This is a genomic window from Streptomyces sp. NP-1717, from assembly GCF_022695985.1.
In the GTDB taxonomy this organism is placed as follows: domain Bacteria; phylum Actinomycetota; class Actinomycetes; order Streptomycetales; family Streptomycetaceae; genus Streptomyces.
Window position 1 is genome coordinate 1 of sequence record NZ_JAAPBF010000047.1, and the last position, 26017, is coordinate 26017.

General features: G+C 72.1%; 26 protein-coding genes. 13 read left to right on the forward strand and 13 right to left on the reverse strand.

All coding sequences use genetic code 11. From position 1 onward, the window contains the following. On the reverse strand, nucleotides 1–557 hold a 557-nt coding region (locus GXP76_RS13065; protein ID WP_242571672.1), incomplete at its 3' end, for a TerD family protein. A gap of 241 nt (nucleotides 558–798) precedes the next feature. Here GXP76_RS13065 and GXP76_RS13070 point away from each other — a divergent pair. The 4 genes from GXP76_RS13070 to GXP76_RS13085 all read left to right on the forward strand — a co-directional run bounded on the left by GXP76_RS13070 (nucleotide 799) and on the right by GXP76_RS13085 (nucleotide 5721). Further along, nucleotides 799–1320, forward strand: a complete 522-nt coding sequence (locus GXP76_RS13070; RefSeq protein WP_147875706.1) for a DUF6643 family protein — start codon at nucleotides 799–801, stop codon at nucleotides 1318–1320. Nucleotides 1321–1394: 74 nt separating this feature from the next. Beyond that, nucleotides 1395–2363 carry an MOSC domain-containing protein gene (locus tag GXP76_RS13075; RefSeq protein ID WP_242571673.1) on the forward strand — a complete coding sequence of 323 codons (969 nt, stop codon included), beginning with the start codon at nucleotides 1395–1397 and terminating at the stop codon, nucleotides 2361–2363. A 132-nt stretch (nucleotides 2364–2495) separates the two neighbouring features. Next, entirely contained in the window at nucleotides 2496–3104 is a 609-nt protein-coding gene (locus GXP76_RS13080; RefSeq protein WP_242571674.1) for a hypothetical protein, read from the forward strand. Between the two features lie 187 nt (nucleotides 3105–3291). Then, nucleotides 3292–5721: a right-handed parallel beta-helix repeat-containing protein gene (locus GXP76_RS13085; protein ID WP_242571675.1), complete on the forward strand. Its 2430-nt coding sequence runs from the start codon at nucleotides 3292–3294 to the stop codon at nucleotides 5719–5721. Here GXP76_RS13085 and GXP76_RS13090 read toward each other — a convergent pair. Then, entirely contained in the window at nucleotides 5691–8165 is a 2475-nt protein-coding gene (locus GXP76_RS13090) for a hypothetical protein (RefSeq protein ID WP_242571676.1), read from the reverse strand. The two genes, GXP76_RS13085 and GXP76_RS13090, sit on opposite strands and share 31 nt — an antisense overlap. A gap of 181 nt (nucleotides 8166–8346) precedes the next feature. On the opposite strand from GXP76_RS13090, the gene GXP76_RS13095 reads away from it, so the two are divergent. Genes GXP76_RS13095 through GXP76_RS13105 form a run of 3 tightly spaced genes read left to right on the forward strand, consistent with a single transcriptional unit; the run spans nucleotide 8347 to nucleotide 9810 of the window. Further along, nucleotides 8347–9177: a DeoR/GlpR family DNA-binding transcription regulator gene (locus GXP76_RS13095; RefSeq protein WP_242571704.1), complete on the forward strand. Its 831-nt coding sequence runs from the start codon at nucleotides 8347–8349 to the stop codon at nucleotides 9175–9177. After that, complete coding sequence (locus tag GXP76_RS13100; protein WP_242571677.1) at nucleotides 9174–9629, forward strand: SRPBCC family protein; 456 nt, start codon at nucleotides 9174–9176, stop codon at nucleotides 9627–9629. Before GXP76_RS13095 ends, GXP76_RS13100 begins: the two co-directional genes overlap by 4 nt. Then, on the forward strand, nucleotides 9613–9810 hold the full coding sequence (locus GXP76_RS13105; RefSeq protein WP_242571678.1) for a hypothetical protein: 198 nt from the start codon (nucleotides 9613–9615) through the stop codon (nucleotides 9808–9810). Before GXP76_RS13100 ends, GXP76_RS13105 begins: the two co-directional genes overlap by 17 nt. Before the next feature lie 10 nt (nucleotides 9811–9820). Here GXP76_RS13105 and GXP76_RS13110 read toward each other — a convergent pair whose 3' ends face one another. Then, entirely contained in the window at nucleotides 9821–10930 is a 1110-nt protein-coding gene (locus GXP76_RS13110; RefSeq protein WP_242571679.1) for a PLP-dependent cysteine synthase family protein, read from the reverse strand. Between the two features lie 286 nt (nucleotides 10931–11216). On the opposite strand from GXP76_RS13110, the gene GXP76_RS13115 reads away from it, so the two are divergent. Beyond that, nucleotides 11217–11534: a hypothetical protein gene (locus tag GXP76_RS13115; RefSeq protein WP_242571680.1), complete on the forward strand. Its 318-nt coding sequence runs from the start codon at nucleotides 11217–11219 to the stop codon at nucleotides 11532–11534. Nucleotides 11535–11754: 220 nt separating this feature from the next. Next, on the forward strand, nucleotides 11755–12300 hold the full coding sequence (locus GXP76_RS13120; RefSeq protein ID WP_242571681.1) for an ATP-binding protein: 546 nt from the start codon (nucleotides 11755–11757) through the stop codon (nucleotides 12298–12300). An 83-nt stretch (nucleotides 12301–12383) separates the two neighbouring features. On the opposite strand, the gene GXP76_RS13125 is transcribed toward GXP76_RS13120, so the two are convergent. The 3 genes from GXP76_RS13125 to GXP76_RS13135 form a co-directional block, all read right to left on the reverse strand. After that, nucleotides 12384–12707, reverse strand: coding sequence for an SHOCT domain-containing protein (locus GXP76_RS13125; protein WP_242571682.1), 324 nt, complete (start codon nucleotides 12705–12707; stop codon nucleotides 12384–12386). A 172-nt stretch (nucleotides 12708–12879) separates the two neighbouring features. After that, nucleotides 12880–13734, reverse strand: a complete 855-nt coding sequence (locus tag GXP76_RS13130; RefSeq protein ID WP_242571683.1) for a YhjD/YihY/BrkB family envelope integrity protein — start codon at nucleotides 13732–13734, stop codon at nucleotides 12880–12882. A 79-nt stretch (nucleotides 13735–13813) separates the two neighbouring features. Then, nucleotides 13814–15025 (reverse strand): ROK family protein, encoded by a 1212-nt coding sequence (locus tag GXP76_RS13135; protein WP_242571684.1) that lies wholly within the window; start codon nucleotides 15023–15025, stop codon nucleotides 13814–13816. 76 nt (nucleotides 15026–15101) lie between these two features. Here GXP76_RS13135 and GXP76_RS13140 point away from each other — a divergent pair, with 76 nt between their 5' ends. Both GXP76_RS13140 and GXP76_RS13145 read left to right on the forward strand, forming a co-directional pair. After that, nucleotides 15102–16496 carry an MFS transporter gene (locus tag GXP76_RS13140; protein WP_242571685.1) on the forward strand — a complete coding sequence of 465 codons (1395 nt, stop codon included), beginning with the start codon at nucleotides 15102–15104 and terminating at the stop codon, nucleotides 16494–16496. Between the two features lie 72 nt (nucleotides 16497–16568). Beyond that, nucleotides 16569–16940 (forward strand): SCO4225 family membrane protein, encoded by a 372-nt coding sequence (locus GXP76_RS13145; RefSeq protein WP_242571686.1) that lies wholly within the window; start codon nucleotides 16569–16571, stop codon nucleotides 16938–16940. Between the two features lie 7 nt (nucleotides 16941–16947). Here the strand turns inward: GXP76_RS13145 and GXP76_RS13150 are convergent, their stop codons facing one another. The 3 genes from GXP76_RS13150 to GXP76_RS13160 all read right to left on the reverse strand — a co-directional run bounded on the left by GXP76_RS13150 (nucleotide 16948) and on the right by GXP76_RS13160 (nucleotide 20405). Next, nucleotides 16948–17613, reverse strand: a complete 666-nt coding sequence (locus GXP76_RS13150; RefSeq protein ID WP_242571687.1) for a response regulator transcription factor — start codon at nucleotides 17611–17613, stop codon at nucleotides 16948–16950. Beyond that, the gene (locus GXP76_RS13155; protein ID WP_277993330.1) at nucleotides 17610–18854 is read right to left on the reverse strand and encodes a sensor histidine kinase; all 1245 of its coding nucleotides are present in this window, start codon (nucleotides 18852–18854) and stop codon (nucleotides 17610–17612) included. Before GXP76_RS13155 ends, GXP76_RS13150 begins: the two co-directional genes overlap by 4 nt. Before the next feature lie 189 nt (nucleotides 18855–19043). Next, nucleotides 19044–20405 (reverse strand): geranylgeranyl reductase family protein, encoded by a 1362-nt coding sequence (locus GXP76_RS13160; RefSeq protein ID WP_374360864.1) that lies wholly within the window; start codon nucleotides 20403–20405, stop codon nucleotides 19044–19046. 149 nt (nucleotides 20406–20554) lie between these two features. Here GXP76_RS13160 and GXP76_RS13165 point away from each other — a divergent pair, with 149 nt between their 5' ends. Both GXP76_RS13165 and GXP76_RS13170 read left to right on the forward strand, forming a co-directional pair. After that, on the forward strand, nucleotides 20555–21919 hold the full coding sequence (locus GXP76_RS13165; protein WP_242571690.1) for a dipeptidase: 1365 nt from the start codon (nucleotides 20555–20557) through the stop codon (nucleotides 21917–21919). A gap of 207 nt (nucleotides 21920–22126) precedes the next feature. Then, on the forward strand, nucleotides 22127–22870 hold the full coding sequence (locus tag GXP76_RS13170; protein WP_242571691.1) for an MBL fold metallo-hydrolase: 744 nt from the start codon (nucleotides 22127–22129) through the stop codon (nucleotides 22868–22870). Here GXP76_RS13170 and GXP76_RS13175 read toward each other — a convergent pair. From GXP76_RS13175 to GXP76_RS13190, 4 genes are all read right to left on the reverse strand, one after another. After that, nucleotides 22811–23857, reverse strand: a complete 1047-nt coding sequence (locus GXP76_RS13175; RefSeq protein WP_242571692.1) for an NUDIX hydrolase — start codon at nucleotides 23855–23857, stop codon at nucleotides 22811–22813. The two genes, GXP76_RS13170 and GXP76_RS13175, sit on opposite strands and share 60 nt — an antisense overlap. Nucleotides 23858–23960: 103 nt before the next feature. Beyond that, entirely contained in the window at nucleotides 23961–24419 is a 459-nt protein-coding gene (locus GXP76_RS13180; protein ID WP_242571693.1) for a hypothetical protein, read from the reverse strand. Between the two features lie 103 nt (nucleotides 24420–24522). Next, nucleotides 24523–24786 (reverse strand): hypothetical protein, encoded by a 264-nt coding sequence (locus GXP76_RS13185; RefSeq protein ID WP_242571694.1) that lies wholly within the window; start codon nucleotides 24784–24786, stop codon nucleotides 24523–24525. Nucleotides 24787–25445: 659 nt separating this feature from the next. Further along, on the reverse strand, nucleotides 25446–26009 hold the full coding sequence (locus tag GXP76_RS13190; RefSeq protein WP_242571695.1) for a carboxymuconolactone decarboxylase family protein: 564 nt from the start codon (nucleotides 26007–26009) through the stop codon (nucleotides 25446–25448). Nucleotides 26010–26017: the final 8 nt, after the last annotated feature.

Sequence of the window (26017 nt, forward strand, 5' to 3'; positions counted from 1 at the left end):
CTCGGGGGCGCGGCCCGCTGCGGCTCGTCGACGCTGATGCCGAAGTCCGTCGCGAGGCCCTCCAGTCCGCTGCTGTACCCCTGGCCGACCGAGCGGAACTTCCAGGCGCCCTGGCGCCGGTAGAGCTCGCCGAGCACGAACGCCGTCTCGATGGTCGCGTCCTGGCTGTCGTACCGCGCGATCTCGGCGCCCGACGCCGCGTCGAGCACGCGGACGTAGAGTCCGGGCACCCGGCCGAAGTTCCCGCCGTCCGCCGACGCGGCGACGACGATCCGCTCGATGTCGGCCTCCACACGGGCCAGATCGACGGAGAGGGTGTCCGTCACCGTGCCGGGACCTGTGCCTTTCCCGTCGTAGCGCACCGCGCCCGACGCGTGCGCGGGCTGGTTGTAGAAAACGAAGTCCGCGTCGGAGCGGACCTTTCCAGCCTTCAGCAGAAGAGCCGACGCGTCGACATCCGGTGTCCCCGGTGCTGAACGCCATCCCAATTCGACACGCACACTCGGTGCCGACACCGGAACATTGGCTCCTTTAAGCATGGACATGCTCGCCCCCATCGAGAGTCGGGTGACCGAAAGTTTTCCGTCGCGCCAAACCTAATCGCTGAAACAGCCGCCGCGCCCCCGAGGACCGACGAGTAACCCCTCCGGAGCTTGCCCTTTACACGATCACTACGCTGCCGGACGACCGATTTTCCCAAGTTCGCTCGCATTGGGGATCCGAAGTCACCCACACCGCCGGAAACAACCCCCTTATCGGACTCCCCAACCGGCACATCGTGGGCTTAACTTATGTTCCATGACCTCCCCCCGCGCCACCTACGGCGGCGGTTACTACACCGCGCCGTCGTTCCCGGACACCCCGATCTACGACTCCCTGGTCGCGGAGCGGGGCACGCCTCAGATCGCCCCGATCCGAGTGCCTTCCGCCTACGACACCGGCAGCAGCTACCAGAGCAACAGCTATCTGCCGGCGCTGCCTTCGGCGCTTCCCGCTCTCCCGGCGGCTCCTTCGCAGCCCACGCCGTCCTACGGCGGCTACCAGCCGCAGCCGGCGCAGCACCCCGTGCCGCTCCAGCACGCCCCGGCGCCCTACGTTCCGCAGCAGGCGCCGCCCCGCGGCTACCAGGGTGCTCAGCCCTATCCGCCCCAGCAGCAGCAACAGCAACCGCGTCCTCAGCAGCCCCGCCCGCCGCAGCAGCAGCGACCGGGGTCGGCGACGGGGTACGAGGCGATGCGCCCCGCTTCGCCGCGCCCGGCGCCCGCGCCGGTGCAGTACGACGACCCGTACAACCGCCCGTACCAGAGCCGGGGTTACTGACACCGGGCGTTCCGGAACGACCGGCGCGCCGGGACGGGCGGAGGGAGTCGGGGGCTCCCTGGCAGGATGGCCGTATGCATCAGCCGTTCGCCCCAGTCCTGCACGCCCTGCGCGTCCATCCGGTGAAGTCGGTGGGAGGTTTCACGACGGACAGCGCGGTCGTCGAGCCGTGGGGTCTGGCGGGAGACCGCCGGTGGACGCTGATCGACGAGTCGGGCACCGCTGTCACACAGCGCGAGTTGCCACGGCTCGCGCTGACCCGCGCCGAGCCGCTGCGGGACGGCGGGATCGCGCTGCACGCGCCCGGCGGGGAGTCGCTGGAGGTCGCGCGCCCCGGAACGGGCGGCACAGGATCGGGTACCACGAGAACGGGCGGCCCGCGACGGGGTGAACAGCGTACGGACCGTCCGCGAACAGCCGTGTCCTCACCGGGTGTTGGCGTCGATCTGGCGGAGATCGAGCCCCCGGCGGACACGGACGACGTCGTGGTGAACGTCTTCGGGACGAAGGTCGCCGCCTCGCTCGCGGACGCGCGGGCGAGCGACTGGTTCAGCCGCCATCTCGGGGTGGCGGTCCGGCTGGCACATCTCGGCGACCCGGCGAGCGCCCGGCCGGTCGATCCGGCGTACTCCCGCCCCGGGGACACCGTCAGCTTCGCCGACAGCCATCCGCTGCTCCTGGTCACCGTCTCCTCCTTCGACGCCCTCAACTCCCTGATAGCGCAGGGCGATCACGCCGACGAGGGCCCTCTGCCGATGGACCGCTTCCGGCCGAATCTCGTCGTCGCGGGCACCGCTCCCTGGGCCGAGGACGGGTGGCGCCGGATCACCGTCGGCGAGGTCACCTTCCGTGTCGCCAAGCCGTGCGGGCGCTGTGTGATCACCACGACCGACCAGCGGACGGCGGGGCGCGGCAAGGAACCGCTGCGTACGCTCGCCCGGCACCGCCGGATCGACGGCAAGCTGGTCTTCGGGCAGAAGCTGGTGCCCGAGAACACCGGTACGGTGCAGGTGGGAGACGTGGTGAAGGTGTTCACCGACTGACGCCGTGCCGGGTCCGGCCCGTCGAACCCCGGGGTGATTTCGCTCTCCCTTCCGCCGTTTTGTGCGTGCGCGCGGCCCCATGGGGCTATGACGGAGAGAGCAACGGACGGAAGACGCAAGGGGTGAGACACGATGCGAGCGGTCCTGGGGCTCCGGCGCTGGCGGCACAACCCGCTGCGGAGAAGGACCGATCTCGTCGAGGCGTGGGTAGCGTTCGGCGCCCTTGTCCTGATGCTCCTCGCCGCCCCGTCGATCGGCTGGATGTCGGGCGCGGCGACCGACGAGGCGTTCGGGCGGACGATCCGTGCCCAGCACGAGGACCGGCACCGTACGCACGCCCAGGTGGTCCGTCTCACGACGGCGCCCGCGCGTCTCATGTACGACCCGGAGACCTCGGCCGAGCGCGGGAGCGGCCGGCCGGTGATCGCCAAGTGGACGGCGCCGGACGGGAGTCGGCACACCGAGACCGTCCGCTCGGCGCCGGCCACGGTCCGGCCCGGTGAGACCTTCCCGGTCTGGACAGACCGCGGCGGACAGCTCACCCAGCGGCCGACGGATCCCACCACCGCCCGTACGCACGCCGTGCTGGCGGGGCTCGGGGTGGCCGCTCTCGGCGCCCTGCTGGTCGAGGCCGCCAGACGGCTGGTGGTCCGGCAGCTCAACCGGCGCCGGTACGCGCGGCTCGATCTGGCCTGGGCGCAGGCCGGTCCCGACTGGGGCCGTACGGGCGCGGGCAGCTGAGCCGAAGGGCCCGAACAGCCCTTCTCACCGCCCCGGAACCGCTCTTGGGTCAACCGACCGGTGCCGCGCGCGCTACGGTGGTGCGACCCGGTCCTCCGTCGTGGCCGGGGCTTCCTTGAATTGACCCCGGAGCGGGTCAGATCGGCACAGCACGCGCAGGCGCACGAGGTGGGGACAGAACAACACCATGGCACAGGGCACCGTCCAGGTGACGCACACCGGCACCTCGCGTTGGCGCAGGCGTACCGGCGAGTACGCGTCTCTCTCCGCGGCCCTGGAGGCCGCGAGCGACGGCGACATACTCACCGTCGCGCCGGGCACCTACCGGGAGAATCTCGTGGTCACGCGCGCCGTCACGCTGCGCGGGCCCGAGGGCTCCTCGGGCTCGGTGCGCATCGCACCGCCGGAGGGCGTGCCGCTGACGGTGCGCGCCTCGGCGACCGTCCACGACCTGCATGTGGAGGGCCAGGACACGACCGCGCCCGCGCTGCTCGTGGAGGACGGCACCCCCGAGCTGACGGACCTGCGGATCGTCACGCGTTCGGCCGCCGGTGTGGAGGTGCGCGGCGCCGCGCGCCCCACCGTCCGCCGCTGCACCGTCGACAATCCGGCCGGTGTCGGGATCGCCGTACTCGACGGCGCCGGCGGGGTGTTCGAGGACTGCGAGGTCGTCGCGGCCGGCCAGTCGGGCGTCTCCGTACGCGGCGGGGCGCACCCCCGGCTGGAGCGCTGCCGGATCCACCACGCGTCGGGCGGCGGACTGACCGTCACCGGCGAGGGCAGCGGGCTGGAGGCGGTCGGCTGCGAGGTGTACGAGATCAAGGGCACCGGCGTACAGATCGCCTCCCGCGCCGCCGCCCATCTCACCGACTCCAGCGTCCACCGCACGTCGGCCGACGGCATCACGCTCGACACGGACGCGGTGCTGACGCTCTCCGACTGCGACATCCACGACATCCCGGAGAACGCGGTCGATCTGCGTTCCCGCTCGGTGCTGACGCTGACCCGCTCCACGGTGCGCCGCTTCGGCCGCAACGGTCTCTCCGTCTGGGACCCGGGCACCCGGGTGGACGCCAACCAGTGCGAGATACATGACAGCACGGGCGACTACCCGGCGGTCTGGGTGAGCGACGGGGCGACGGTCGTGCTCGACTCCTGCCGCGTGCACGACGTGCCGGACGCGCTGTTCGTCCTCGACCGCGGCTCCCGCGCCGACGTCGTGGACAGCGACCTCTCCCAGGTCCGCAACACGGCCGTGTCGGTGAGCGACGGGGCGACGGCCCAGCTGGACGACTGCCGGATCAGGGAGGCGTCCACCGGCGCCTGGTTCCGGGACCACGGCAGCGGCGGCACGCTCAACTCCTGCACCATCGACGGTGTCCAGACCGGCGTCATCGTGACCAAGGGCGCGGACCCGACCATCGAGCGGTGCACGATCACCTCGCCGGCCGAGGCCGGTTTCTATGTCTCCGCCGAGGGCCGGGGCACCTTCCACGACTGCCGGGTGACGGGCAGCGGCGGTTACGGCTTCCATGTGATGGACGGCTGCCGTACGACGCTGACGCGCTGCCGCACCGAGCGCTGCGCGCGCGGGGGTTACGAGTTCCCGGACGGCTCGGCGCCCGGCGCCGAGGGCAACGCTGCGGGGCCGACCGTGGAGGACTGCACGAGCGACGAGAGCGGGGTACTGGCCGCGGCGCCGCAGCCGGCGGCCGTGCTCACGGCGACGCAGACGACGGGGCTGCTGGGCGCGGTCCCGGCGGCGGGCGCGCCGCCCGTGCCGGACGCCTTGCCCGCCGAGCCGGTGCGCGAGCCGGGCAAGGTGCTCGGTGAACTCGACGCGCTGGTGGGCCTGGAGAGCGTCAAGCGCGAGGTCCGCGCCCTCACGAACATGATCGAGGTCGGCAGGCGCAGGCAGCAGGCCGGTCTCAAGGCCGCCTCGGCCCGCCGCCATCTGGTCTTCACCGGCTCCCCCGGTACCGGCAAGACGACGGTGGCCCGGCTGTACGGCGAGATCCTGGCCTCGCTCGGGGTGCTGGAGCGCGGTCATCTCGTCGAGGTCTCGCGGGTGGACCTGGTGGGTGAGCACATCGGCTCCACCGCGATCCGTACACAGGAGGCCTTCGACCGGGCCCGTGGCGGTGTGCTGTTCATCGACGAGGCGTACGCGCTGTCGCCGGAGGACTCGGGGCGCGACTTCGGGCGTGAGGCGATCGACACGCTGGTGAAGCTGATGGAGGACCACCGGGAGGCCGTGGTGGTGATCGTCGCCGGGTACACCGTGGAGATGGAACGATTTCTCGCCGTCAACCCCGGTGTGGCGTCCCGTTTCTCACGCACCATCACCTTCGACGACTACGAGGCGGACGAACTGCTGCGGATCGTGGAGCGGCAGGCCGAGGAGCACGAGTACCAGCTCGGCGCGGGGACGGCCGAGGCGCTGCTGAAGTACTTCGCGGTGCTGCCCAAGGGGCCGGCCTTCGGCAACGGCCGTACGGCGCGGCAGACGTTCGAGTCGATGGTGGAGCAACACGCCAGCAGGGTCGCCCAGTTGCCGGAGACCAGCACGGACGACCTGACCCTGCTCTACGCGGACGATCTGCCCGAACTGCCCTGACTCCGTGGGCTTTCCGGGGCTCCCCGGTCCGTCGCGGCGCCGTCGCGCTGCGCGGGCAGCGCGGGCGGCAGCCGGTCGAGCAGCGCGGCGCGCTCCACGGCGAACGCGGGGTCGGCCTGGTACTCGGAGTGACCGAGGATCGGTTCGGGCAGCGGGCGGCGCTCGGTGCGGCCGTAGGCGAGCGGGTCCTTCAGCGGCCCCCGGTCCACGGCCGGCGCGTCGCCGTCGGCGCCGAGCCTGACGGGTCCGCCGATGGGGTCGGTGGCGCGCCACAGGTTGCGCCAGCAGTGCACCTCCCTGCCGAGGTCGCTCAGCGGCCCGGCGCCGAAGTAGGCGGGGAACCAGCGGCCGTACAGCCGCTCCAGCGGTGAGCCGTACGTCAGCAGCGCCACCCGGTGGCGGGTGCCCTCCGGGAGCTGCCAGACGGCCGCCGCGGCCAGCACGCTGCCCTGCGAATGGCCGGAGATGACGAGACGTCCGCCGGTGCGGGCGGTCCAGGAGGCCATTCGCCAGGTGAGGTCGGGCACGGCGCGCTCCGCGTAGCACGGCGGCGCGAAGGGGTGCGAGGCGCGCGGCCAGAACGTGCCGACGTCCCAGAGGATGCCGATGGTGCGCCGGGCGGACGGGTCGCGGTAGGCGCGGCGGCCCCAGGTGACGAACAGTATGAAGCCGAGGCCGATCAGCCAGGAGCCGAGCGCCTGCGCGGTGTCGGCGACCGACTGGACCAGCGCGGGGCCGCCCTCGGCCGCCCGGCCCGGCACGTCCCCGCTCAGCCAGGCCCCGAGGACGGCGCCGACGCCGAGCAGGAGCGTGGCGCCGGAGACGAGGCCGACCAGCCAGGGCGCCGCGTCGGTGAGTTCGGCGCGGGCCCGGGCTCCGGCGATCCGGCGGGTCCGGACGGAGTCCGGCGTGACCTTCTCCTCCCGCGACCCGTACTCCGCCTCCACGACGGGCGCGAGGCGACGGGCGGTACGCACGGTGCGCACCGCGAGGAGGGCGACCGGGATCAGGAGGAGCACGAGCAGGACGGGGATGACGGCGGCCTGCCAGCTCAGCAGCACCGGCGGTCCGACGATCGAGCCCTCGCCCATGCCGGGTGTGCCCGACCCGTCGAGCCAGTCGCCGACGCGCTGGGCCACACCGCCGGTCATCACCCCGGCCAGTGCGCAGGCCAGCATGGCGACGGCCGGGCCACCGAGGCCGAGGAGGGCGATCCTGGCGTGCGGGGCGCGGCGGTGCAGGACGAGGGCCGCGGCGGCGAGGGCGACGACGAGAACGCCCTGGGCGAGGACGAGGACCGGGAACGTGATCGCGCCGGGGAGGGTGCCGGCGGAGACCCATTCGGGGCGCGACCAGGCCGCGTACAGGACGCAGAGGCCGAGCAGGGCGAGGGAGACGGCGGGCAGCCGGCTGATGACCGCGTTGTCGAGCGTGCCGTCGCGCCTGCGCTCGCTGCGGCCCCTGCTGCACACCACCCAGAGCACAACGAGCGCGCCCGCGACGAGAGTTGACTGGAGCAACCAGCCGGCGCCCTCGCGTACGGCGCTGGACGCGCCGCGGTCGTGGCGGGCGGTGGCGCCGGTGATCGCGCCCGCGACGGTGAGGAATCCGGCGGCGGTGTGCGCGGCGCGCAGACGCGCGACGAGCCGGCGGCCGTACCAGAAGCCGGGCCTGCCGAGTGCGGGCCGGACCTTCGGAGTGCGCTGGACGCTCTCCCCCGCCGTACCCCGCGCCGGTCCTTCGCAGGCGTCCGTGGCGTCGTCGTCGCCGGCCTCGGGGCCCGGCTCCGGGAGGCTGCCGCCCGGAACGGAGTCGGTCGGCGGGCGCTGGGCCTCGTACGCGCTCCAGGTCCGGTTGGAGAGGTACCAGAGGAGGGCCACCAGCAGCGCCGGTACGAGGGCGGCCAGCGCGAGGCGGCGGCCGGGCTGCGCCCACCAGCCGTCCCGCGCGGCGGACAGGAAGCCGAGCCAGGCCCGGTCCTCCGCGCAGCCGGCGGAGCCCGCGCACTGCCAGGCCACCAGGTCGAGCGCGACCTCGCAGGCGCCGGCGGTCAGCAGCACGGTGAGCGTGAGGGCCAGCAGCCGTACGAACACTCCGTAGAGGCGCTGTGTCCTGGCGAGGCCGTTGGTCGCCGGGCGCATCCAGTGCGCGAGGTTGACGACCATGAAGGGAAGCAGCAGCAGCCACAGGGCGCGGGCGCCGTTGCCGGAGGTGAGGTTGGACCAGCAGTACGCCTCGGGCACCGGCCCGTCCTCGTACCGCTTGGGGTGGGACTCGGCCTCCTCGTCGTCGGGACGCCGGTGGATGGCCGCGGTCTCGTCGCCGGTGATCCGGACCGTGTACGGATCGGCGAGCATCTCCTGCGGGGTGGCGCCGCCGACGCCGTGGACCAGCAGTTCGAGCGCGGCGCCGCCGCCGCTGGGGACGGGGGGCTCGGGGGACACGTCGGCGACTCGCTCTCCGGGTGGTGTCTCGCGGCGGTGACCACCCCTCAGCGACTCTCCCCGGACCGGGGCGGGCCGACACCTGCGTGCGGGGCCCAACGCCGTGGGAGGATGAGGAACCTTTGATCAGCTGTGTACGGCGGCCCCGCACGATGCCGACGTGGAAGGACAGGCCCCGGTGGTGAGCGACAACCAGAACCTCCTCGCGGAACAGCGGCGCGCCCTGATCCTCGACGAGGTGCGCAGGCGCGGCGGGATCCGGGTCAACGAGCTGACGCGCAAGCTCAACGTCTCGGACATGACGGTCCGCCGGGACCTCGACGCGCTCGCCCGGCTCGGCGTCATCGAGAAGGTGCACGGCGGCGCCGTGCCGGTGGTCGAGGCGAGTACGCACGAGCCGGGCTTCGAGGCCAAGTCGGAGCTCGAACTGAGCGCCAAGGAGGACATCGCGCGGGCGGCGGCGGCGATGGCGGTGCCCGGCCGGGCGATCGCCCTGTCGGGCGGGACCACCACGTACGCGCTGGCGCACCATCTGCTGGACGTGCCCGATCTGACGGTGGTGACGAACTCCGTGCGGGTGGCCGACGTGTTCCATGCCGCGCAGCCGGCCGGGGCGTCGGGCGGTCAGCGCGCGGGAGCGGCCACCGTGGTGCTCACGGGAGGTGTCCGCACCCCGTCGGACTCGCTGGTGGGGCCGGTCGCCGACCAGGCGATCCGCTCGCTCCACTTCGATGTGCTCTTCCTGGGTGTGCACGGCATCTCGCCCGGGGCCGGTCTGTCCACGCCGAATCTGGCCGAGGCGGAGACGAACAGACGTTTCGTGCGCTCGGCGCGCCGGGTGGTGGTCGTGGCGGACCACACCAAGTGGGGGACGGTGGGCCTGAGTTCGTTCGCGACGCTGGAGCAGGTCGACACCCTGGTCACCGACGCCGGGCTGTCGGCCGAGGTGCGCGAGGAGATCGTGGAACATCTGCCGGGCCTGGTCGTCGCCGGCGAATCGGCGGACGGGTGAGCGTCTTCCGCGTCGAGCGCCGTACGTCCCTGCCGGCCGACGAGGCCTGGCGGCGCGTCACCGACTGGCCGGCGCACGGCCGCCGGGTGCCGTTGACCCGCATCCTGGTGCGGACGCCGGGGCCGGCCGGCACCGGGACGGTGTTCGTGGCGCGCACGGGAGTGGGACGCGTGCGGTTCGACGACGCGATGGAGATCGTGCGCTGGGAGCCGCCGGCGCCGGGGAGCCCCGGGCGCTGCCGGCTGGAGAAGCGCGGCCGGACGGTCATGGGCTGGGCCGAGATCGAAGTGGCGGAGACCGGTGCCGGGGCCGCTGGTCGCACGCTGGTGACCTGGTCGGAGGAGTTGCGGTTCGGCTTCCTGCCGCGCTTTCTCGACGGGGTGACCGCACGGACGGGTCGCGTCGTCTTCGGCCGCGTGGTCGACGGCCTTCTGCGTGGCCCGGGGCGCTGAGGATCCCGACTGGGTCTGTACGCGGGCCGACACCTGGCGCGGCCCCAGCCGGACCACGGCCTCGGGCGGTGTGCGGGCGGACGAGCCGGCCGGGACCCTGGCGGTCAGGGCGCCCCGGGACAGCTCCGTGGAGCTGACGGGGCGGCTGACGGACGGCAGGCAAGTCCCGGCCGTGCGCTGACGCCTGACGGTCAGTCGGACCAGACGCCGGTCCGCAGGAAGCTCTCCATCGTGGCGGAGTACGGGGCGATGTCGATTCCCTGTGCGGCGAGCCAGTCGTCGGAGTAGTACTTGTCGAGGTAGCGGTCCCCCGGGTCGCAGATCAGGGTCACCACACTGCCCTTGCGTCCGCCGGCCACCATCTCGGAGACGATCCGCAACGCGCTCCACAGCCCGGTGCCGGTCGAACCGCCCGCCCTGCGGCCGATGTTGCGCTCCAGTACGCGGACGGCGGCGATGCTCGCGGCGTCGGGGACCTTCATCATCCGGTCGATGGCGCCGGTCACGAAGCTCGGCTCCATCCGTGGTCTGCCGATGCCCTCGATGCGCGAACCGCGCTCGTCGCTCGCCCCCGGGTCGCGGTGGGTCCAGCCGTCGAAGAAACAGGAGTTCTCCGGGTCCGGGACACAGATCATGGTGTCGTACTGCGTGTAGCGCACATAGCGGGCGATGGTGGCCGACGTGCCGCCGGTGCCGGCCGTGGCCACGATCCACGCGGGCTCCGGATAGCGCTCCAGCTTCAGTTGCTGGTAGATCGATTCGGCGATGTTGTTGTTGCCCCGCCAGTCGGTGGCCCGCTCCGCGTAGGTGAACTGGTCCATGTAGTGGCCGCCGGTCTCGGCCGCGAGCCGCGCCGACTCCTCGTACATCCTGCGCGAGTCGTCGACGAAGTGGCAGCGTCCGCCGTGGAGTTCGATGAGCCGGCACTTCGCCGGGCTGGTGGTGCGCGGCATGACCGCGACGAACGGGACGCCGATCAGCTTCGCGAAGTACGCCTCCGAGACCGCCGTCGAGCCGCTGGACGCCTCGATGACGGGCTTTCCGGGGCGGATCCAGCCGTTGCAGAGCCCGTAGAGGAACAGGGAGCGGGCGAGCCGGTGTTTGAGGCTGCCGGTCGGGTGGGTGGACTCGTCCTTCATGTACAGGTCGATGCCCCACCGCTCCGGCAGCGGGAAGAGCAGGAGGTGCGTGTCGGCCGAGCGGTTGGCGTCGGCCTGGACCTTGCGTACGGCCTCCTTGAGCCAGGCCCGGTACGCGGGGTCGCCGCGGTTCACGTCGATGGTCCGCTGCCGTTCCGTCATGCGCGCCGTCCCCTGCTCCGCCGGTGCCGTGTTCCGCCCGTGCCGTGTTCCGCCGGTGTCCGGCCGCCACGGTCACCGGCGGGGCACGGGCGCAACAGTAAGCCCTCGACCTGCGCAAACCATGCCTTTGGGTATCCATAGCCGTGCCTTGGACAACGGGTTCCCGGGGCACCATCCGCCGGTGCTGACGGGTCGTCCGGGACGGCCGGGGAAGCCGCTCTGGCGTCCACGCGCCGAGTTGTGCAGACTTCCCTTAGGGAACAGGTACGGAGGGGGCGGATCAGCCATGGCGGAACCGGAGTTCAGCGCGAGCGGCGTCGAGATAGAGCGCTGGCCCCGCTCGCTCACGAAGGCCGGACGGGTCCTCATCCAGGACGGCAGACTGGCTCTGCTGACCAGCTACGGACGGGTCATCGACAGTGCGCCGCTGCGGGCGGTGCAGGCGGCCAAGCCGTGGTTCCGGGGGGACGAGAGCACGGTGGCGACCGTGAACGGCACGCGCTACCGGCTGACCATGGGCCAAGGCGGCCGGCGGCCGGAGGGCAGAGTGCTGGCCGGGCGCTTCCTGGAGACCGTACGCCGGGCGGGGGCGGCGAAGACCTGACGCCCGGGGCCTCTTACGCCGATCCCGCCGGGCCCGCCCGCCCCGGGGCCGCGAGTTGCGGTCGCGCGGGAGGTGGTTCACTCTGGGGTGTATCACTCAGGGTGAACCGGTGGTGACGCTGCGATCCAGCCCCGCCGGGCAGGACAGCAGCGAGCCTCGCGAGTGAGCTGCTGGATGTGATCCATGCCTTCCTCCGGACCTCAATCGGGGAGTCGCAGCCGTGATCAGCCAGCCGAACAGGCAGTGCACGGTGGAGCTCCAGGCCCTGCCGTCGCGGATCCGCCAAGTCCGCAGAATCGTTTCTGCGCAATTGCGCTACTGGCAGCTAGACCCACTCATCGACCCAGCGGCGCTCGGGGTGACCGAGTTGCTGACCAACGTCCACCGGCACGCACAGCCGGACAAGATGTGCACCGTCGACATCGAGCTCCTGCTCGACCGGCTCACGGTCTCGGTCCACGACCACGACCCGCGCCTGCCGACGATCAAGGAGGCCGATCCGCTCGACGTGTGCGGGCGCGGTCTCGCGCTGATCGAGGCGGTCAGCGAGAGCTGGGGGGTGCGCGCGGAGGGCGACGCGGGGAAGGTCATCTGGTTCACGCTCCCCGCCCCGTCTGTCGCCGCTCCGCCCCGGAATCCGGTGTACGGCGCGACGACCGACGGACCCTTCTCGCACGGCGCCTTCGCCGACAGCCCCTTCGCGGGAATCCGGGCCGTGGCCGGGGGACGCGAACACGGCGCCGTCCGGTCCGCCGTCGTCGGCTGACCTGCCGGAGCACCGCCGCGCCGCCCCTGCCGTCGACCTTGACGGCACCGGCGGCGCGGGGGCGGTGGCCGCCCAGGGGGTGGTCACGCCGTACCGGAGGTGCCCTTACGGCCGAACTGCTCGTCCAGCACGGAGAGACGGCGCCAGTACTCGTCCTCGTCGATCTCACCGGAGGCGAACCGCCGGCCGAGCATCGCGATGGGCGACTGCGCGTCGTGGCCGCCGTTCGTCTCCCGTACGTCCCCGGTGTCCCGCCCGAAGCCGGACCGCCACGGCGGGCCGCTGGGGCGTCCGCGCCACACGGTGCGCCGCAGGAGGGTGACACCGGCGACGATCACGGCTGCCCAGACGAGCGGGAAGAACAGGACCCAGGGCCCGGGTCCGCCACTGTTCGCAAGGGTGTTCATCTCGGTCAACTCCTCGGTTCGCGACTGTCTCCGTCGTTCTCTGTCACCTCCGAGAGTCGCTCCGGGAGGGGCGCCGCGTCGTCGTACGGCCGGCGGCGGTACGGGTACCTCGCGGGGAGTACGCGGGCCCCGCACGGCTGCTCCCACGGGGGCTCGGCCGGCGGCCCGTCCCTCAGGTCTCGTCCTGGTCCTTCAGACGCCGGAACACGCGGCCTTCGTGTGCGAGACGGCCCACCAGCGCCCCTCCGTAGACGACGAAGCCGACGCCGACGAGCCACGACTGGAGAACCAGGACGGTGCCGAAGGGGCCGTAGGTGACGGCGCTGGAGGCGATCAGCGGCGAGAAGACGAGCTGCGAGAAGCCCCGCAGGCCCAGCAGTCCGAGGGTGGTGGCCACGGCGCCCGGCAGCAGGGCGATCCAGCGCACGCGCCCGCCAAGCAGGATGTGCTGGGCGATCCAGAAGAACAGGAACGTGCCGATGACGTCCAGCACGACGATCGTCAGCGGGCCGGTGACATCGCCGGAGGGGGAAGGCGTGTTGACGAAGCCGAGCAGCGCGCCGACCAGCAGGGCGAGGAAGACGACATGGCGCCACATGGTGTGCCAGCGGGCGGTGGGCAGGTCCCAGACCTTCTCGTAGCCGGTCTGTACGGCGGAGCCGAAGGTAAGTCCGAAGACGGCGAGCGCGGCGAGACCGAAGGCGGTTGTGCGCTGGAGAGCCGTGTTGGGCACACCGAACAGCCGCTCGACCTGCAACTGGGACTCATGGGTGACGCCGATGGCCTGCCCGAGCCAGCGCGCGAAGCCGTGGCCGCTGCTGGGCTGGGCCGCCGCGACCAGCACCAGCACGGGGACGAGGGTGAGGAAGCCGAGCGCCGCGAAACCCATGGCCCGGTGCATCAGCTCCATGTCGCGTCCGCGCGTCCAGGCGAGCCCGAGCGGCGAGTGGCGGATCCGCCGGTCGAGGCGCTGGAACCAGCGCGGCGGGGGCGGCGGGGGCTCGATGCCGGAGGGCTCGTCGGTCATGGGGGTGACCTACCCGCGATGGTGCGGCGGGCCGTCCGTGGTGCCGCCGGACGGGTGGCGGGTCCGGCGGCGCGGCCTGTCAGGTCAGTGCGGCCAGGGGATCGTCCAGGACCGGCTGCCAGGCCAGTTCGGCGGCGCCGACCAGACTGTTGTGGTCCAGCGTGCAGGCGAGGATCGGCACGCTCCCGCTGCGGCCCCACAGGCTGCGGTCGGCGACGACGGCGCGCAGCCGGACCGGATCGGCGTCGAGCAGTTCACGGTGCAGGCCGCCGAGGATGACCCGGTCGGGGTTGAGGATGTTCACCAGTCCGGCGAGCCCCTGGCCCAGCCGGTCGATGAGCTGCTCGGCCGCCGCCCGTACGGACCGGTCGCCGTACTCCGTACGGAGCAGGTCACGGGACTGCTGGAGGAGCGACACCTCGGGGCCGGGGTCGCGGCCCGCCGCGCCGAGGAAGGCCAGCGGGTCGGTCTCGACATCGAGACAGCCCCGGCTGCCGCAATGGCACGGCCTGCCCTCGGGGTTGACGGTCAGATGGCCGACTTCGAGGGCGAGCCCCGAACTGCCCGTGTGCAGACGGCCGTCCACGACGAGCGCGCCGCCGACGCCGCGATGTCCCGTGGCGACACAGAGGAGTTGGGCGGCGCCCCGGCCCGCGCCGTGCCGGTGCTCCGCGAGGGCCGCCAGGTTGACGTCGTTGCCGGTGAAGGCGGGGCCCTCGATACCGGCGGCACGCACCTGTTCGACGAAGAGGTCGCGTACGGGTGCGCCGGCCGGCCAGGCGAGGTGCAGCGGGTTGAGGGCGGTGCCCTCCGGTTCGGCGACCGCGGAGGGGACCGCGAGACCCGCGCCGACGCAGCGCCGTCCGCTGTCGCGCAGGAGCTCGGCACCCTCGGCGACGACCGCGCCCAGCACCTGGGCGGGGTCGGAGGAGACCGTGACACAGCCGGGCGCGGTGGCGACGGTACGGCCGCCGAGGGCGACCAGCGCGGCCCGGAAGCCGTCGGCGTGGACCTGGGCGGCGAGGACCACGGGGCCGGTGTCGTCGACGGACAGGCGGTGCGAGGGACGGCCCTGGGAGCCGGCCGCGGCGCCGGGCCGGGAGTCGACCCGGATCAGGCCGAGCGCCTCCAGCTCGGCGGCGACGGCGCCGGCCGTCGCGCGGGTGACGCCCAGCTCGGAGGTGAGCACGGCGCGGGTGGGCGCGCGGCCCGTGTGAACCAGTTCCAGTGCGGGGCCCAGCGCGCTGCGGCCTCTCTCCAGTCGTGTTCTGGTCGTCACCTTGCCGTTCATGGAGGTGAGTCTCCCATGATCCCGGCGCGGGGCCGCCGCCTTGTACGGATCGGCCCCGAGCCCCTATCCTTCTTTTGTGCCGAACCTAAACAAACTCCGGACGGCCCTGTCGGGGGGCCGCGGCGGAGATCCCGCCGGCGGCGCCCCGCTGTCCTCCCTCACCCGTCTCCGTATCACCCTGACCGTGTTCTTCGCCCTGGACGGCTTCCTGTTCGCCGGCTGGGTCGTCCGCATCCCCGCCATCAAGCAGCAGACCGGCGCGTCGGCGAGCGACCTCGGCCTGGCGCTGCTCGGGGTCTCCGCCGGCGCCGTCGTGACGATGATGTTCACGGGTCGGATGTGCCGGCGGTTCGGCAGTCATCCGGTGACCGTGGTCAGTTCGGTGCTGCTGGCGCTGAGCATCGCCCTGCCCGCGCGGACGCACTCGGCGCTCACGCTCGGCCTGGTCCTGCTCGTGTTCGGTGCCGCCTACGGCTCGCTCAACGTCTCGATGAACAGCGCCGCCGTCGATCTCGTCGCCGCGATGCGCCGTCCCGTTATGTCGAGTTTCCACGCAGCGTTCAGCCTGGGCGGCATGGCGGGCGCGGGGCTCGGCGGGCTGGTGGCCGGTGGTCTCTCCCCCTCGGCGCATCTGCTGGCCCTCACGGGCGTCGGGCTGCTCGTGACCGCGCTCGCCGGGCCGTCGCTGCTGCGCCACACGGTGCCCACGGCCCCCGGTCCCGGTCCGGCCCCCGGCCTCGCGCCCGACTCCGCTGCCGCGAAGGACGGTGCGGAGAGGGAGTCCGCCCCGTCACGGCTCGACCGGCGCACGCGCCGGCTCGTCGTCCTGTTCGGCGTGATCGCGCTGTGCACGGCGTACGGCGAAGGCGCCCTCGCGGACTGGGGCGCCCTGCACCTCGCCCAGGACCTGGACGCCGGTGCCGGACTCGCCGCCGCCGGGTACTCGCTGTTCGCCCTCGCCATGACGGTGGGACGCCTCTCCGGTACGGCCCTGCTCGAACGGCTCGGCCAGACCCGGACCCTGGTCGCCGGCGGCGCGGTCGCCGCGCTCGGCATGCTCCTCGGCGCCCTCGCGCCCACGACCTGGCTCGCGCTGCTCGGCTTCGCCGTCACCGGACTCGGTCTCGCCAACATCTTCCCGGTGGCCGTGGCCAGGGCGGGCGCGCTCGCCGGACCGAGCGGGGTCGCCGCCGCGTCCACGCTGGGGTACGGCGGCATGCTGCTGGGACCGCCCGCGATCGGCTTCCTCGCCGACTGGTTCTCGCTGCCGGTGGCGCTGACCACCGTCGCCCTGCTGGCCGGGGCGGCAGCCCTCATCGCCTACTCGGCGCGCAACGTCTCGGCGCCCGAACCGGCTCCGGCCGCCCCCCGGGCGGGAGCCCTCACGGAGGGCGCGCCGGAGGCCGTGACGGAGGCCCGGGCCGATGTCCCGGCGGACGCGACGGCCCGCACCGCGCACCAGGAGGGATGAGTAGCCGTACTCAGGCACACCCGTTCGGGCCGCCCCCACGATGGAGACATCCGATCGACATTGGAGGCCGTCATGAAGTCGGAACGTCTGAACGCACTGGCCCGGTTCGCCACGAGCGCCACCCGGCTCGTCCACGACAACCGGGCCTCACGGATCTACCTCGCCCTGGTCGCCGCCGTGGCCGTCCTCGTCACCGTGGACACGCTGTTCGTCCATCACGACGACGCGTCGTTCGCCGGCGTGTGGCTGTTCGCCCTCGCGGCGCCCACGGTCTTCCTTTTCTTCGCCGGCGGCTCGCAGATAGGCGAGTCCTTCGCCTCGTCCTCCGCGTTCGGCTACGTGGCGCTCGTCGCCTCCGTGCTGATCCAGGCCGCGGCCATCGGGGCGTTCGTCCGGCTGCTGCGCGACCGGACGGGCCACGTGCGTACGCCGCGCGAGGCCTGACTCGCCGTCAGCCCAGCCAGCCGGGGCGCACCAGCCCAGACTCGTAGGCCCTGACGACCAGTTGGGCCCGGTCGCGGGCACCGAGTTTGACCATCGTGCGGCTCACATGTGTCTTGGCGGTGAGCGGGCTGACGACCAGCCTGCGGGCGATCTCCTCGTTCGAGAGCCCGATCCCGACGAGGGCCATCACCTCCCGCTCCCGCTCGGTGAGTTCACCGAGTCCGTCGCCGGGGGCCGGCGGCTTGGAGCGCGAGGCGAACTCCGCGATCAGCCGCCGCGTCACGCCGGGCGACAGCAGCGCGTCGCCGTTCACCACCGCCCGTACGGCGCACAGCAGTTCCTCCGGTTCGGTGTCCTTCACGAGGAAGCCGGACGCGCCCGAACGCAGCGCCTCGAAGACGTACTCGTCGAGCTCGAACGTGGTGAGCATGACCACCTTCACCTCGTCGAGGCCACCGTCCCCGGTGATCAGACGCGTGGCGTCGAGCCCGTCCATGACCGGCATCCTGATGTCCATCAGGACGACGTCCGGGGTGAGTCGGCGCACCGCGCGCAGTGCCTCGTCGCCGTCCGCGGCCTCGCCCACGACCTCGATGTCCGGCTGGGCGTCGAGCAGCGCGCGGAAGCCCGCCCGTACCAGCGACTGGTCGTCGGCGAGCAGGACACGGATCACGGTGTCTCCTTGGGCTTCAGGGGCAGGACGGCCTCGACGCGGAAGCCCCCGTCCGGGCGCGGGCCCGCCTCGATGGTGCCACCGAGGGCGGCGGCCCTCTCCCGCATTCCCACCAGTCCGTTGCCGCTGCCGCCGGCCTCGTCGCCGGTGGGCGGCCCCTCGTCGTCGACGCGCAGGGTGAGCACGTCGGCGCCGTAGCCGACCAGGACGTGCGCGGTACGGGATCCGGAGTGCCGCACCACGTTGGTGAGGGCTTCCTGGACGATGCGGAAGGCGGCGAGATCGGCGCCGGGCGAGAGCACGACGCGGTCGCCCCGGGTCTCGGTCCCGACGGTCAGACCGGCGGCGGCGGCCTGCTCCACCAGTTCGGGGAGCCTGTCGAGTCCCGGCGCGGGCGCGCGGGGGGCAGCGCCGGAGGTTCTGAGGGTGTCGAGGACCTGTCGTACCTCGCCCAGCGCCTCCTTGCTCGCGGCCTTGATGGTGGTGAGCGCGGTGCGGGCCTGTTCCGGGTCGGAGTCGAGGAGCGCGAGTCCCACGCCCGCCTGGACGTTGATGACCGAGATGGAGTGCGCGAGGACGTCGTGGAGTTCCCGTGCGATGCGCAGCCGCTCCTCGTCGGCACGGCGCGCCTCCGCGGCGGCGCGCTCGGCCCGCGCGTGGATCCACTGCTCCCGGCGCACCCGGACCAGTTCGGAGCCGACGAGAACGGCCACCGCCCAGGCGGCGACGCCCACTTCGGGCCCCCAGGGCGCCGCGGCGTCACCGCTCGGTGGCAGATGGCGGTAGAGGAGATGGCCGACCACTAGATGGCTCGACCAGAGGAGGCCGATCGCCCACCAGGCCGCCGCGCGGTGCCCGGAGACGATCGCGGCGAAGCAGGCGACCGCGACGGTGAGGAAGATCGGGCCGAAGGGGTAGCCCCCGCCCAGGTACAGCGCCGCCGAGAGAGCGACACCGTAGACACAGAGGACGGGGTGGCGGTGGCGCAGCACGAGCAGCACAGGACCGGCGAGCAGCAGGACACGGGCGAACGCGTCGAGCTGTTCGCGGTCCGGCTGCGCCCGGGCTGCGAAGCCCGTACCGACCGTGACGAAGACGGCGAGCACCAGGCTGGAGAACCAGGGCAGCCGCGACGCTCCCGCGCCGCCGCCCGGCCCCTCGTCCGTCCCACCGCCGCCCGGCACGAACCCGCCCCTGACCCAGGGGGGACCGGACCCCGCACGGCTGATCCGCTGTTCCATACCCGTCACGCTAGACCGCCCGGCGCGGTAGGGGCGTCCGCCGGGCGTGGTGACCGTGTGTACTCCCGGCGGAGTACGGCGGTGCCCCCACCGGCGGGGACCGGCGGGGACCGGCGGGGACACCGCCAGGTGATCCGGCGGGTCCGGCGCGTGGGGTTCCTGGCGGCGGCCCCCGGAAGGGGCCCGCGGCTACGGGGTGACCGCGCCGTCCTTCTGGTCCCTGTCCCGGCCCTCGTCGTCCCGCGCCGGCTCCCGGCGGCCCTGCTCCGTGGCCCGCGCGGCGCCCGCCTGCTGCCGGTCGAGCACGTCCAGCGCACGCCGGGCCAGCGGATGGGTCCGTACGAGACCGCCGAGGGACGTCACCCCGCGCGTGATGTCGGCGAACGCCTTCCAGGCCGGCCGGAAACCGGTGATCACGGCGTGCAGCAGACCGGGCCTGCGTTCGAAGACGGAGAGCATCCGCCGGCCGACGCTCATCTCCACGCCGAGACCCGCCTTGATCGCGAAGGTGTAGTTCAGCGCCTGGCGGCGGGCGTCCACCGCGTCGTGCGCCTCCGCGATCCGTACCGCCCACTCCCCCGCCAGCCGTCCCGAGCGCAGTGCGAAGGAGATCCCTTCCCTCGTCCACGGCTCCAGCAGCCCGGCCGCGTCGCCGCAGACCAGCACCCGGCCGCGCGAGAGCGGCGAGTCGTCACTGCGGCAGCGCGTCAGATGGCCGGAGGAGATCACGGGCTCGAACCCGGCGAGCCCCTGCTTGGCGACGAAGTCCTCCAGATAGCGCTTCGTCGCGGCGCCGTCACCGCGTGCGGAGATGACACCGACGGTGAGGGTGTCGCCCTTGGGAAAGACCCAGCCGTAACTCCCGGGCAGCGGGCCCCAGTCGATGAGGATCCGGCCCGCCCAGTCCTCGGCGACCGTCGGGGGCACCGGGATCTCCAGTTCGAGGCCGAGATCGACCTGGTCGAGCTTCACGCCGACGTGAGCGCCTATCCGGCCGGCGCTGCCGTCGGCGCCGACGACCGCGCGCGCCAGGATCGTCTCGCCGTCGGCGAGTACGACGGCGACCGTACGGCGGTCGGGAACGGCCGGGCCGTGCTGCTGGACCCGTGAGACCGAGGCGCCCGTACGGAGCACGGCGCCCGCCTTCTGGGCGTGCTCGACCAGACTCGCGTCGAACTCGGGCCTGTTGATGAGGCCGAAGAGCATGCGCCGGGAGCGGCGGGTCCGCGCCAGCCGGCCGTTCATCGAGAACGTGACCGCGTGCACCCGGTCGCGCAGGGGCAGTTCGAAGCCGGGTGGCAGTGCGTCGCGCGAAGGGCCGATGATGCCACCGCCGCAGGTCTTGTAGCGGGGCAACTCCGCCTTCTCCAGCAGTAGCACCCGGCGGCCCGCGACTGCCGCCGCGTAGGCCGCGGACGCTCCCGCCGGGCCCGCGCCGACCACGACCACATCCCACACCGACCGGTCGTGCTCACCCTCGGGGCCGGACTCGGGACCGGTCCCGGGCTCGCTTCCAGGTTCACTTCCGGCGTCTGCGTTCTCGCTGCTCACGATGTGCTTCTGCTCCTGATCCGACCGGTGGCCCTTGCTGTCGCACGGCATCCTACGGCGCCTTCGGGCCCGGTCCGTTGTGGGAGGATCGGGCCTGTTCTTCGACGCACACACAAACACACAACGTCGTACCCGCCTGGAGCGTGCCCATGTCCGTCAGTCCGATCGCCGAAACCGTCACTTCGCTGATGCCGCGCGCACGGGCGGAACTCGCGGAGCTGGTGGCCTTCCGGTCGGTGGCGGATCCCGCGCAGTTCCCCCGCGAGGAGTGCGAGGCCGCCGCGGCGTGGGTGGCGGACGCGCTGCGCGCCGAGGGCTTCGTGGACGTCGCGGCGCTCGACACCCCGGACGGCAGCCAGTCCGTCTACGGCTTCCTGCCCGGCCCCGAAAACGCCCCGACCGTGCTGCTGTACGCGCACTACGACGTCCAGCCGCCGCTCGACGAGAGCGCGTGGGTCACCCCGCCGTTCGAGCTGACGGAGCGCGACGGCCGCTGGTACGGACGCGGGGCGGCCGACTGCAAGGGCGGCTTTGTGATGCATCTGCTCGCGCTGCGCGCCCTCAAGGCCGCCGGCGGTGTGCCCGTCGGCGTCAAGATGATCGTGGAGGGCTCGGAGGAGCAGGGCACGGGCGGACTGGAGCGGTACGCCGAGGAGCACCCTCGGTTGCTGGCCGCCGACACGATCGTCATCGGTGACACCGGCAACTTCCGGGTCGGGCTGCCGACGGTCACGGCGACGCTGCGCGGGATGACGATGCTGCGCGTCCAGGTCGACACCCTCGAAGGGAACCTGCATTCGGGCCAGTTCGGCGGCGCGGCGCCGGACGCCCTCGCCGCGCTGATCCAACTGCTGGCCTCGCTGCGGGCCGAGGACGGTTCGACGACCGTGGACGGCCTGGCCGCCGACGCCGACTGGGACGGACTCGACTACCCCGAGGCCGACTTCCGCAAGGACGCCAGGGTGCTGGACGGTGTGGGGCTGATCGGCCGCGGCACGGTGGCCGACCGGGTGTGGGCCAGGCCCGCGGTCACCGTCATCGGCATCGACTGCCCGCCCGTGGTCGGCGCGACCCCGTCGGTGCAGGCGAGCGCCCGCGCGCAGATCAGCCTGCGGGTGCCACCGGGGCAGGACGCCGCCGAGGCCACGAAGCTGCTCACCGCGCACCTTCAGGCACACACGCCGTGGGGCGCGCGGGTGTCGGTCGAACAGGTCGGGCAGGGCCAGCCGTTCCGCGCGGACACCTCCAGCCCCGCGTACACCTCGATGGCCGAGGCGATGCGCGTCGCCTATCCGGGCGAGGAGATGCAGACCGCCGGCATGGGCGGCTCCATCCCGCTGTGCAACACACTGGCGGCGCTGTACCCGGCCGCGGAGATCCTGCTGATCGGTCTGAGCGAGCCGGAGGCGCAGATCCACGCGGTCAACGAGAGTGTGTCGCCGCAGGAGTTGGAGCGGCTCTCCGTGGCCGAGGCGCACTTCCTGGTCAACTACGCGCGGTCGAAGCGGGGCTGAGACCCTTCCGGCGGGCGCGTGCTCCTCCGGTCGCCGGCGGAGCCGCACCCGCGGTCCGCCGGGCGGTCACCGGGCCGTTTCCGGGCCCTGACGCGGGCACGACCGCGAGGGTTCACCGAACGGGCCACCCGGTTGTTCTGCGGACAGCGGAAATCTCCGTGAGCGAAGTGCCGCACGCTCCCCTTCCCCCATGCATACATTCGACACATGGATCTCGTTGCGATCAGTCCACGGCTGCATATGCTCCGTTTCCCCATCGGTCAGGCGTACTTGTGGCAGGACGAGAACGAGCTGACACTCGTCGACTCGGGTCATCTCTATGCGGGACCGGACATCGAGTACGCCATCCGCGATCTCGGTCTCACCCCCGGGAATCTGCGCCGTATCGTCCTCACCCACTGCCACCGCGACCATGTGGGCGCGGCGCAGGAGCTGGCGGGACGGTACGGCGCCGAGATCATGGCGCACCGGCTGGAGGCGCCCGTCATCCGCGGCGAGTGGCCCGTGCCCGACCCGCTGCTCCTCGACTGGGAGATCCCCCTGTACGAGCGCGGGCTGACCGTACCGCCCGCGCCGCCCACCCGGGTGGACCGCGAGCTGGAGGACGGCGACGAGCTGCCTTTCGGCGACGGCGCCCGGGTGGTGCACGTACCGGGGCACACGTACGGATCGATCGCCGTCCATCTGCCTTACCACGGTGTGCTGTTCACGGGTGATGCCGTGGCCGCCGCCGAACGCCGCGTGATGCTGGGCGTGTTCAACGTCAACCGCGAGAGTGCCAAACGGTCCATGATCCGGCTGGCCGCCCTCGGCCCTTCGACCGTCTGTTTCGGCCACGGCGATCCGCTCGTCACCGACGCCACCACAGACGCGGCCTCCGTACTGCGGGTGTCAGCCGACCGGGACACCGGCCTCCAGATTGAGTACGGTCCGCCGCTCCCTGGCGCGTAGGGCCCAGCGCAGCCGCTCGTAGCGGGCGGGCGGCAGCAGTGACGCCGCCTCCGCCTCGGTGACGAAACGCCAGCCGCGCAGCTCCGATCCGGGCAGCAGCAGCCGCTCGGCGTCGTGGTCCGGCAGCCGGCCGCCGTCGAAGAGCAGTCGCAGTCCGCCGAAGCCGGGCGGTCTCGGCGGCTCCCAGTCGACCACCAGCAGTCTCGGCACCTGGTCGAGTTCGATCCCGATCTCCTCGGTGACCTCGCGCATCCCGGCACGGGCTGGCGCCTCGCCGCGCTCGACCACACCGCCCGGGAACTCCCAGCCCGGCTTGTAGGTGGGATCGACCAGCAGCACCCGGTCCCGCTCGTCGAAGAGGAGCACCCCCGCCGCCACGGTCTCCGCCGTCGGCTCGGGTGTCTGCACGATCTCGCAGAGCCCCGCCGAGCCGGCGTGGACGGCGTCGGCGACGATCGCCGCGCTCTGCGCCGGTGTGAGCCCTCCGGTGTCGACGACCAGCGCGTCGGCCGTGAGCCAGCCGAGCGCGGCGCCGTACGGCTCGATGTGCTCGTACGCCCACTGCCGGGCGCGCTCGACCCTCGCCGGGTCGTCGGCGGCATCGGCGCCGCTCACCCGGCCCGCTATCCGTCCGCGCAAAATCGTTTCGTCCAGCGCCAGCAGCACATGCCGCACGGGAATGCGACGGGACGCCAGACCGCCGAATATCTCGTCCCGGTACTCCTGCCGGAGCAGTGTCATCGGGACGACGAGCACCCCGCCCGCGTCGTCGAGCAGCGCGGCGGCGGTGTCCACGACCAGCCTGCGCCAGATGGGCAGGTCCTGGTAGTCGCTCACCTCGGCGAGTCTCTTCTGCGGGAGCAGCTCCCGCAGCCCGGCGCCAGTCACTCCGGGGTCGTACAGGGTGCTGTTCGGGATCATGTCGATCAGCTCGCGCGCCGTACTGGTCTTGCCCGCTCCGAACGCACCGTTGATCCAGACGATCATTCATACTCCAGCACAGGAAGGCCGCTGACCAGCGGCGCAGCGGCATTCACAAGATCATCTGGAAGCGCCATGGGAAATGATGGCGTCCACAGACCGGCACCCACTACCTCCTTCTCCCAGACAGGAGGTACTCCACGATCCGCTCTTCCATTACGACCGTCACTTCGCTATATGTTCCCTCCACCCCGGGCAGTTCATGCCCCATCCTCGCTTCCACGGCAACTCGCGGGATGTCTGCCGCCTCGTCCAGCTTGGCCTTCGCCCAGTGCCGCAGCCGGTAGATGTCCTCCCCCGCCATCTCGGGAACCGCCGGCATCTCGGGCCCTGCCCACCGGGCGTACCGTGGGCCGGAGTCGCGCTCCTTCGCCCCGTCCCGGATGGGGTACCAGTAGCGGTCAAAGTCGGCACCCAGTGGGGGCCCGTTCGTCACCGAGAGGAACGCCCTGGGCTTCGCGTGAGAGGCCAGCGGCGCCCCATGCATCTCACGGAGGACAGGCGGGATCACAAGTGTTCTCCATGAGTCGCACTTGGGTGCCGCGAGCACTGGCTTCCTGTCCGCCACGTACGTCTGGTACCGAATCCGCATCGCGTGCAGTGCCTCGTATCGCTTCTCCGCTTCCTCACGGACATCTTTAGTGCGGTTCGAGTTGATCCGCAGGTTTCCCTCACCGAACCACTTGTTCGATGTAGTCGATCACTCCTAGCGGGGCGTTAGGTCGACGGCGGTTCCGCCTGTTGCGGACGTCGGATTCGCGATCGAGGCCATAGGTGTATGCCTCGTCCTCGTCCTGGAACGGCACTCCGTCCTCGGGTCCGCTGGCCGAGGCGTACTTCTTGCGCTTCGTGGGCCTGCCGTCAGCGTCGAGGTGGTAGTCCCCGGTCCACCACTTCACACGGATGCTGTTCCCGCGAACTTCCTTGTACGGCACCCGTCATCTCCCAGTTTGGGGATCGGTGTGGGCGAAGGGGCAGGCGGACACTTCATCCGCCTGCCCCTTCGTCACCCGTCCTACTGTGGGTGCCCAACCGGGGACCCACGGCAGGACGGGCAATCAAGGCCCTGAGCTTCCATGAACCGCCTTACACGCTTTCAGACTGCGCGATCACCGCACATCAACACGCACTATCGCGATGTTCACGACCACCGACAGCACCGCGACGTCCGCGATCGACGGGAACAACAACTCCTCCAGCCGGAACAAGATCTCATTCACAGCCACGGACTGTGGGCCCGGTCAGTCGTGCCACTGCTTGCTTTGAGGCAGCAACTTTCCCCGACATCCCAGGGAGTTCATCCGTCACTCACAGTGCCCGGATCACAGAACCTGAGCCAGAACCGCTACCCGTGAACAAAGCCAGCCTTCCCCAAAAGCCACACCGGAATTCTTGAGTCGTTGGCTGCCAGTCGGGACGGGCGCACCACAGCTGCCGTCAGAGCGGACGAGTTCTCGGATGACTCGGTGCATCTGTGGGACGTGGACGGCGTGTCCTTATGGACCGTGTCCCGCTCCCGCCTGGCCTCTTCGGTCGGCCAGGCGAGAAGCGGCGGGCACCCGGTCTGGCGTCCCAAGGGCTCCCTGACGCAGAGTCAGTCGCCGTCGGGCGGCAGTGGCACGTCGTACGCATTGAGGATCGCCGAGATGGCGGCATACTGCGCGACGAGGAAGACGAGTTCAGCCGTACCGGAGTCGCCGAAGGTGCGGACCCCGGCTCGGTAAAGCGCTCCCGGCAAAGGCCCGCCGCTGTGCAGCCGGGCTGCCACATCGTGAGCGACCGTCTCCTCGGCGGTCATGCCTGCCGGGCGCTGCCCCGCGACCAGACCCTCGACGATGTCCTCCGGCAGACCGACGGCGAGCGCAACCCGAGAGTGTGAGTACAGCTCGTAGGCCGCGGCATACCGCGAGCCCGTGGTCAGAATCGCGACCTCGCGCACCCGGGCGGGCAGGACCGAGGCGCCGGTGCCGGCCGTGAACCACTCCAGCAGCGGGCGGGCGAGCCCGGGAAAGCGGAGCATCACCGGGAAAGGGCCGATCAGCGCGCCGTCGGGATCAGTCGAGGTAAACGGCGCGGGCAACCCGGCCATGAGCTGTCGGACATGATCGTCGAGCGAGCGCTGCTCGGCTGTCAGTTCGCTGGGCTTGATCGAGGGCATGCGCACAA

Coding starts and splice junctions, on each gene's coding strand:
- GXP76_RS13070 (WP_147875706.1), top strand. CDS start 799: ATGACCTCCCCCCGCGCCACCTACGGCGGCGGTTACTACACCGCGCCG.
- GXP76_RS13075 (WP_242571673.1), top strand. CDS start 1,395: ATGCATCAGCCGTTCGCCCCAGTCCTGCACGCCCTGCGCGTCCATCCG.
- GXP76_RS13080 (WP_242571674.1), top strand. CDS start 2,496: ATGCGAGCGGTCCTGGGGCTCCGGCGCTGGCGGCACAACCCGCTGCGG.
- GXP76_RS13085 (WP_242571675.1), top strand. CDS start 3,292: ATGGCACAGGGCACCGTCCAGGTGACGCACACCGGCACCTCGCGTTGG.
- GXP76_RS13110 (WP_242571679.1), bottom strand. CDS start 10,930: ATGACGGAACGGCAGCGGACCATCGACGTGAACCGCGGCGACCCCGCG.
- GXP76_RS13115 (WP_242571680.1), top strand. CDS start 11,217: ATGGCGGAACCGGAGTTCAGCGCGAGCGGCGTCGAGATAGAGCGCTGG.
- GXP76_RS13125 (WP_242571682.1), bottom strand. CDS start 12,707: ATGAACACCCTTGCGAACAGTGGCGGACCCGGGCCCTGGGTCCTGTTC.
- GXP76_RS13130 (WP_242571683.1), bottom strand. CDS start 13,734: ATGACCGACGAGCCCTCCGGCATCGAGCCCCCGCCGCCCCCGCCGCGC.
- GXP76_RS13135 (WP_242571684.1), bottom strand. CDS start 15,025: ATGAACGGCAAGGTGACGACCAGAACACGACTGGAGAGAGGCCGCAGC.
- GXP76_RS13145 (WP_242571686.1), top strand. CDS start 16,569: ATGAAGTCGGAACGTCTGAACGCACTGGCCCGGTTCGCCACGAGCGCC.
- GXP76_RS13155 (WP_277993330.1), bottom strand. CDS start 18,854: ATGGAACAGCGGATCAGCCGTGCGGGGTCCGGTCCCCCCTGGGTCAGG.
- GXP76_RS13165 (WP_242571690.1), top strand. CDS start 20,555: ATGTCCGTCAGTCCGATCGCCGAAACCGTCACTTCGCTGATGCCGCGC.
- GXP76_RS13170 (WP_242571691.1), top strand. CDS start 22,127: ATGGATCTCGTTGCGATCAGTCCACGGCTGCATATGCTCCGTTTCCCC.
- GXP76_RS13175 (WP_242571692.1), bottom strand. CDS start 23,857: ATGATCGTCTGGATCAACGGTGCGTTCGGAGCGGGCAAGACCAGTACG.
- GXP76_RS13190 (WP_242571695.1), bottom strand. CDS start 26,009: ATGCCCTCGATCAAGCCCAGCGAACTGACAGCCGAGCAGCGCTCGCTC.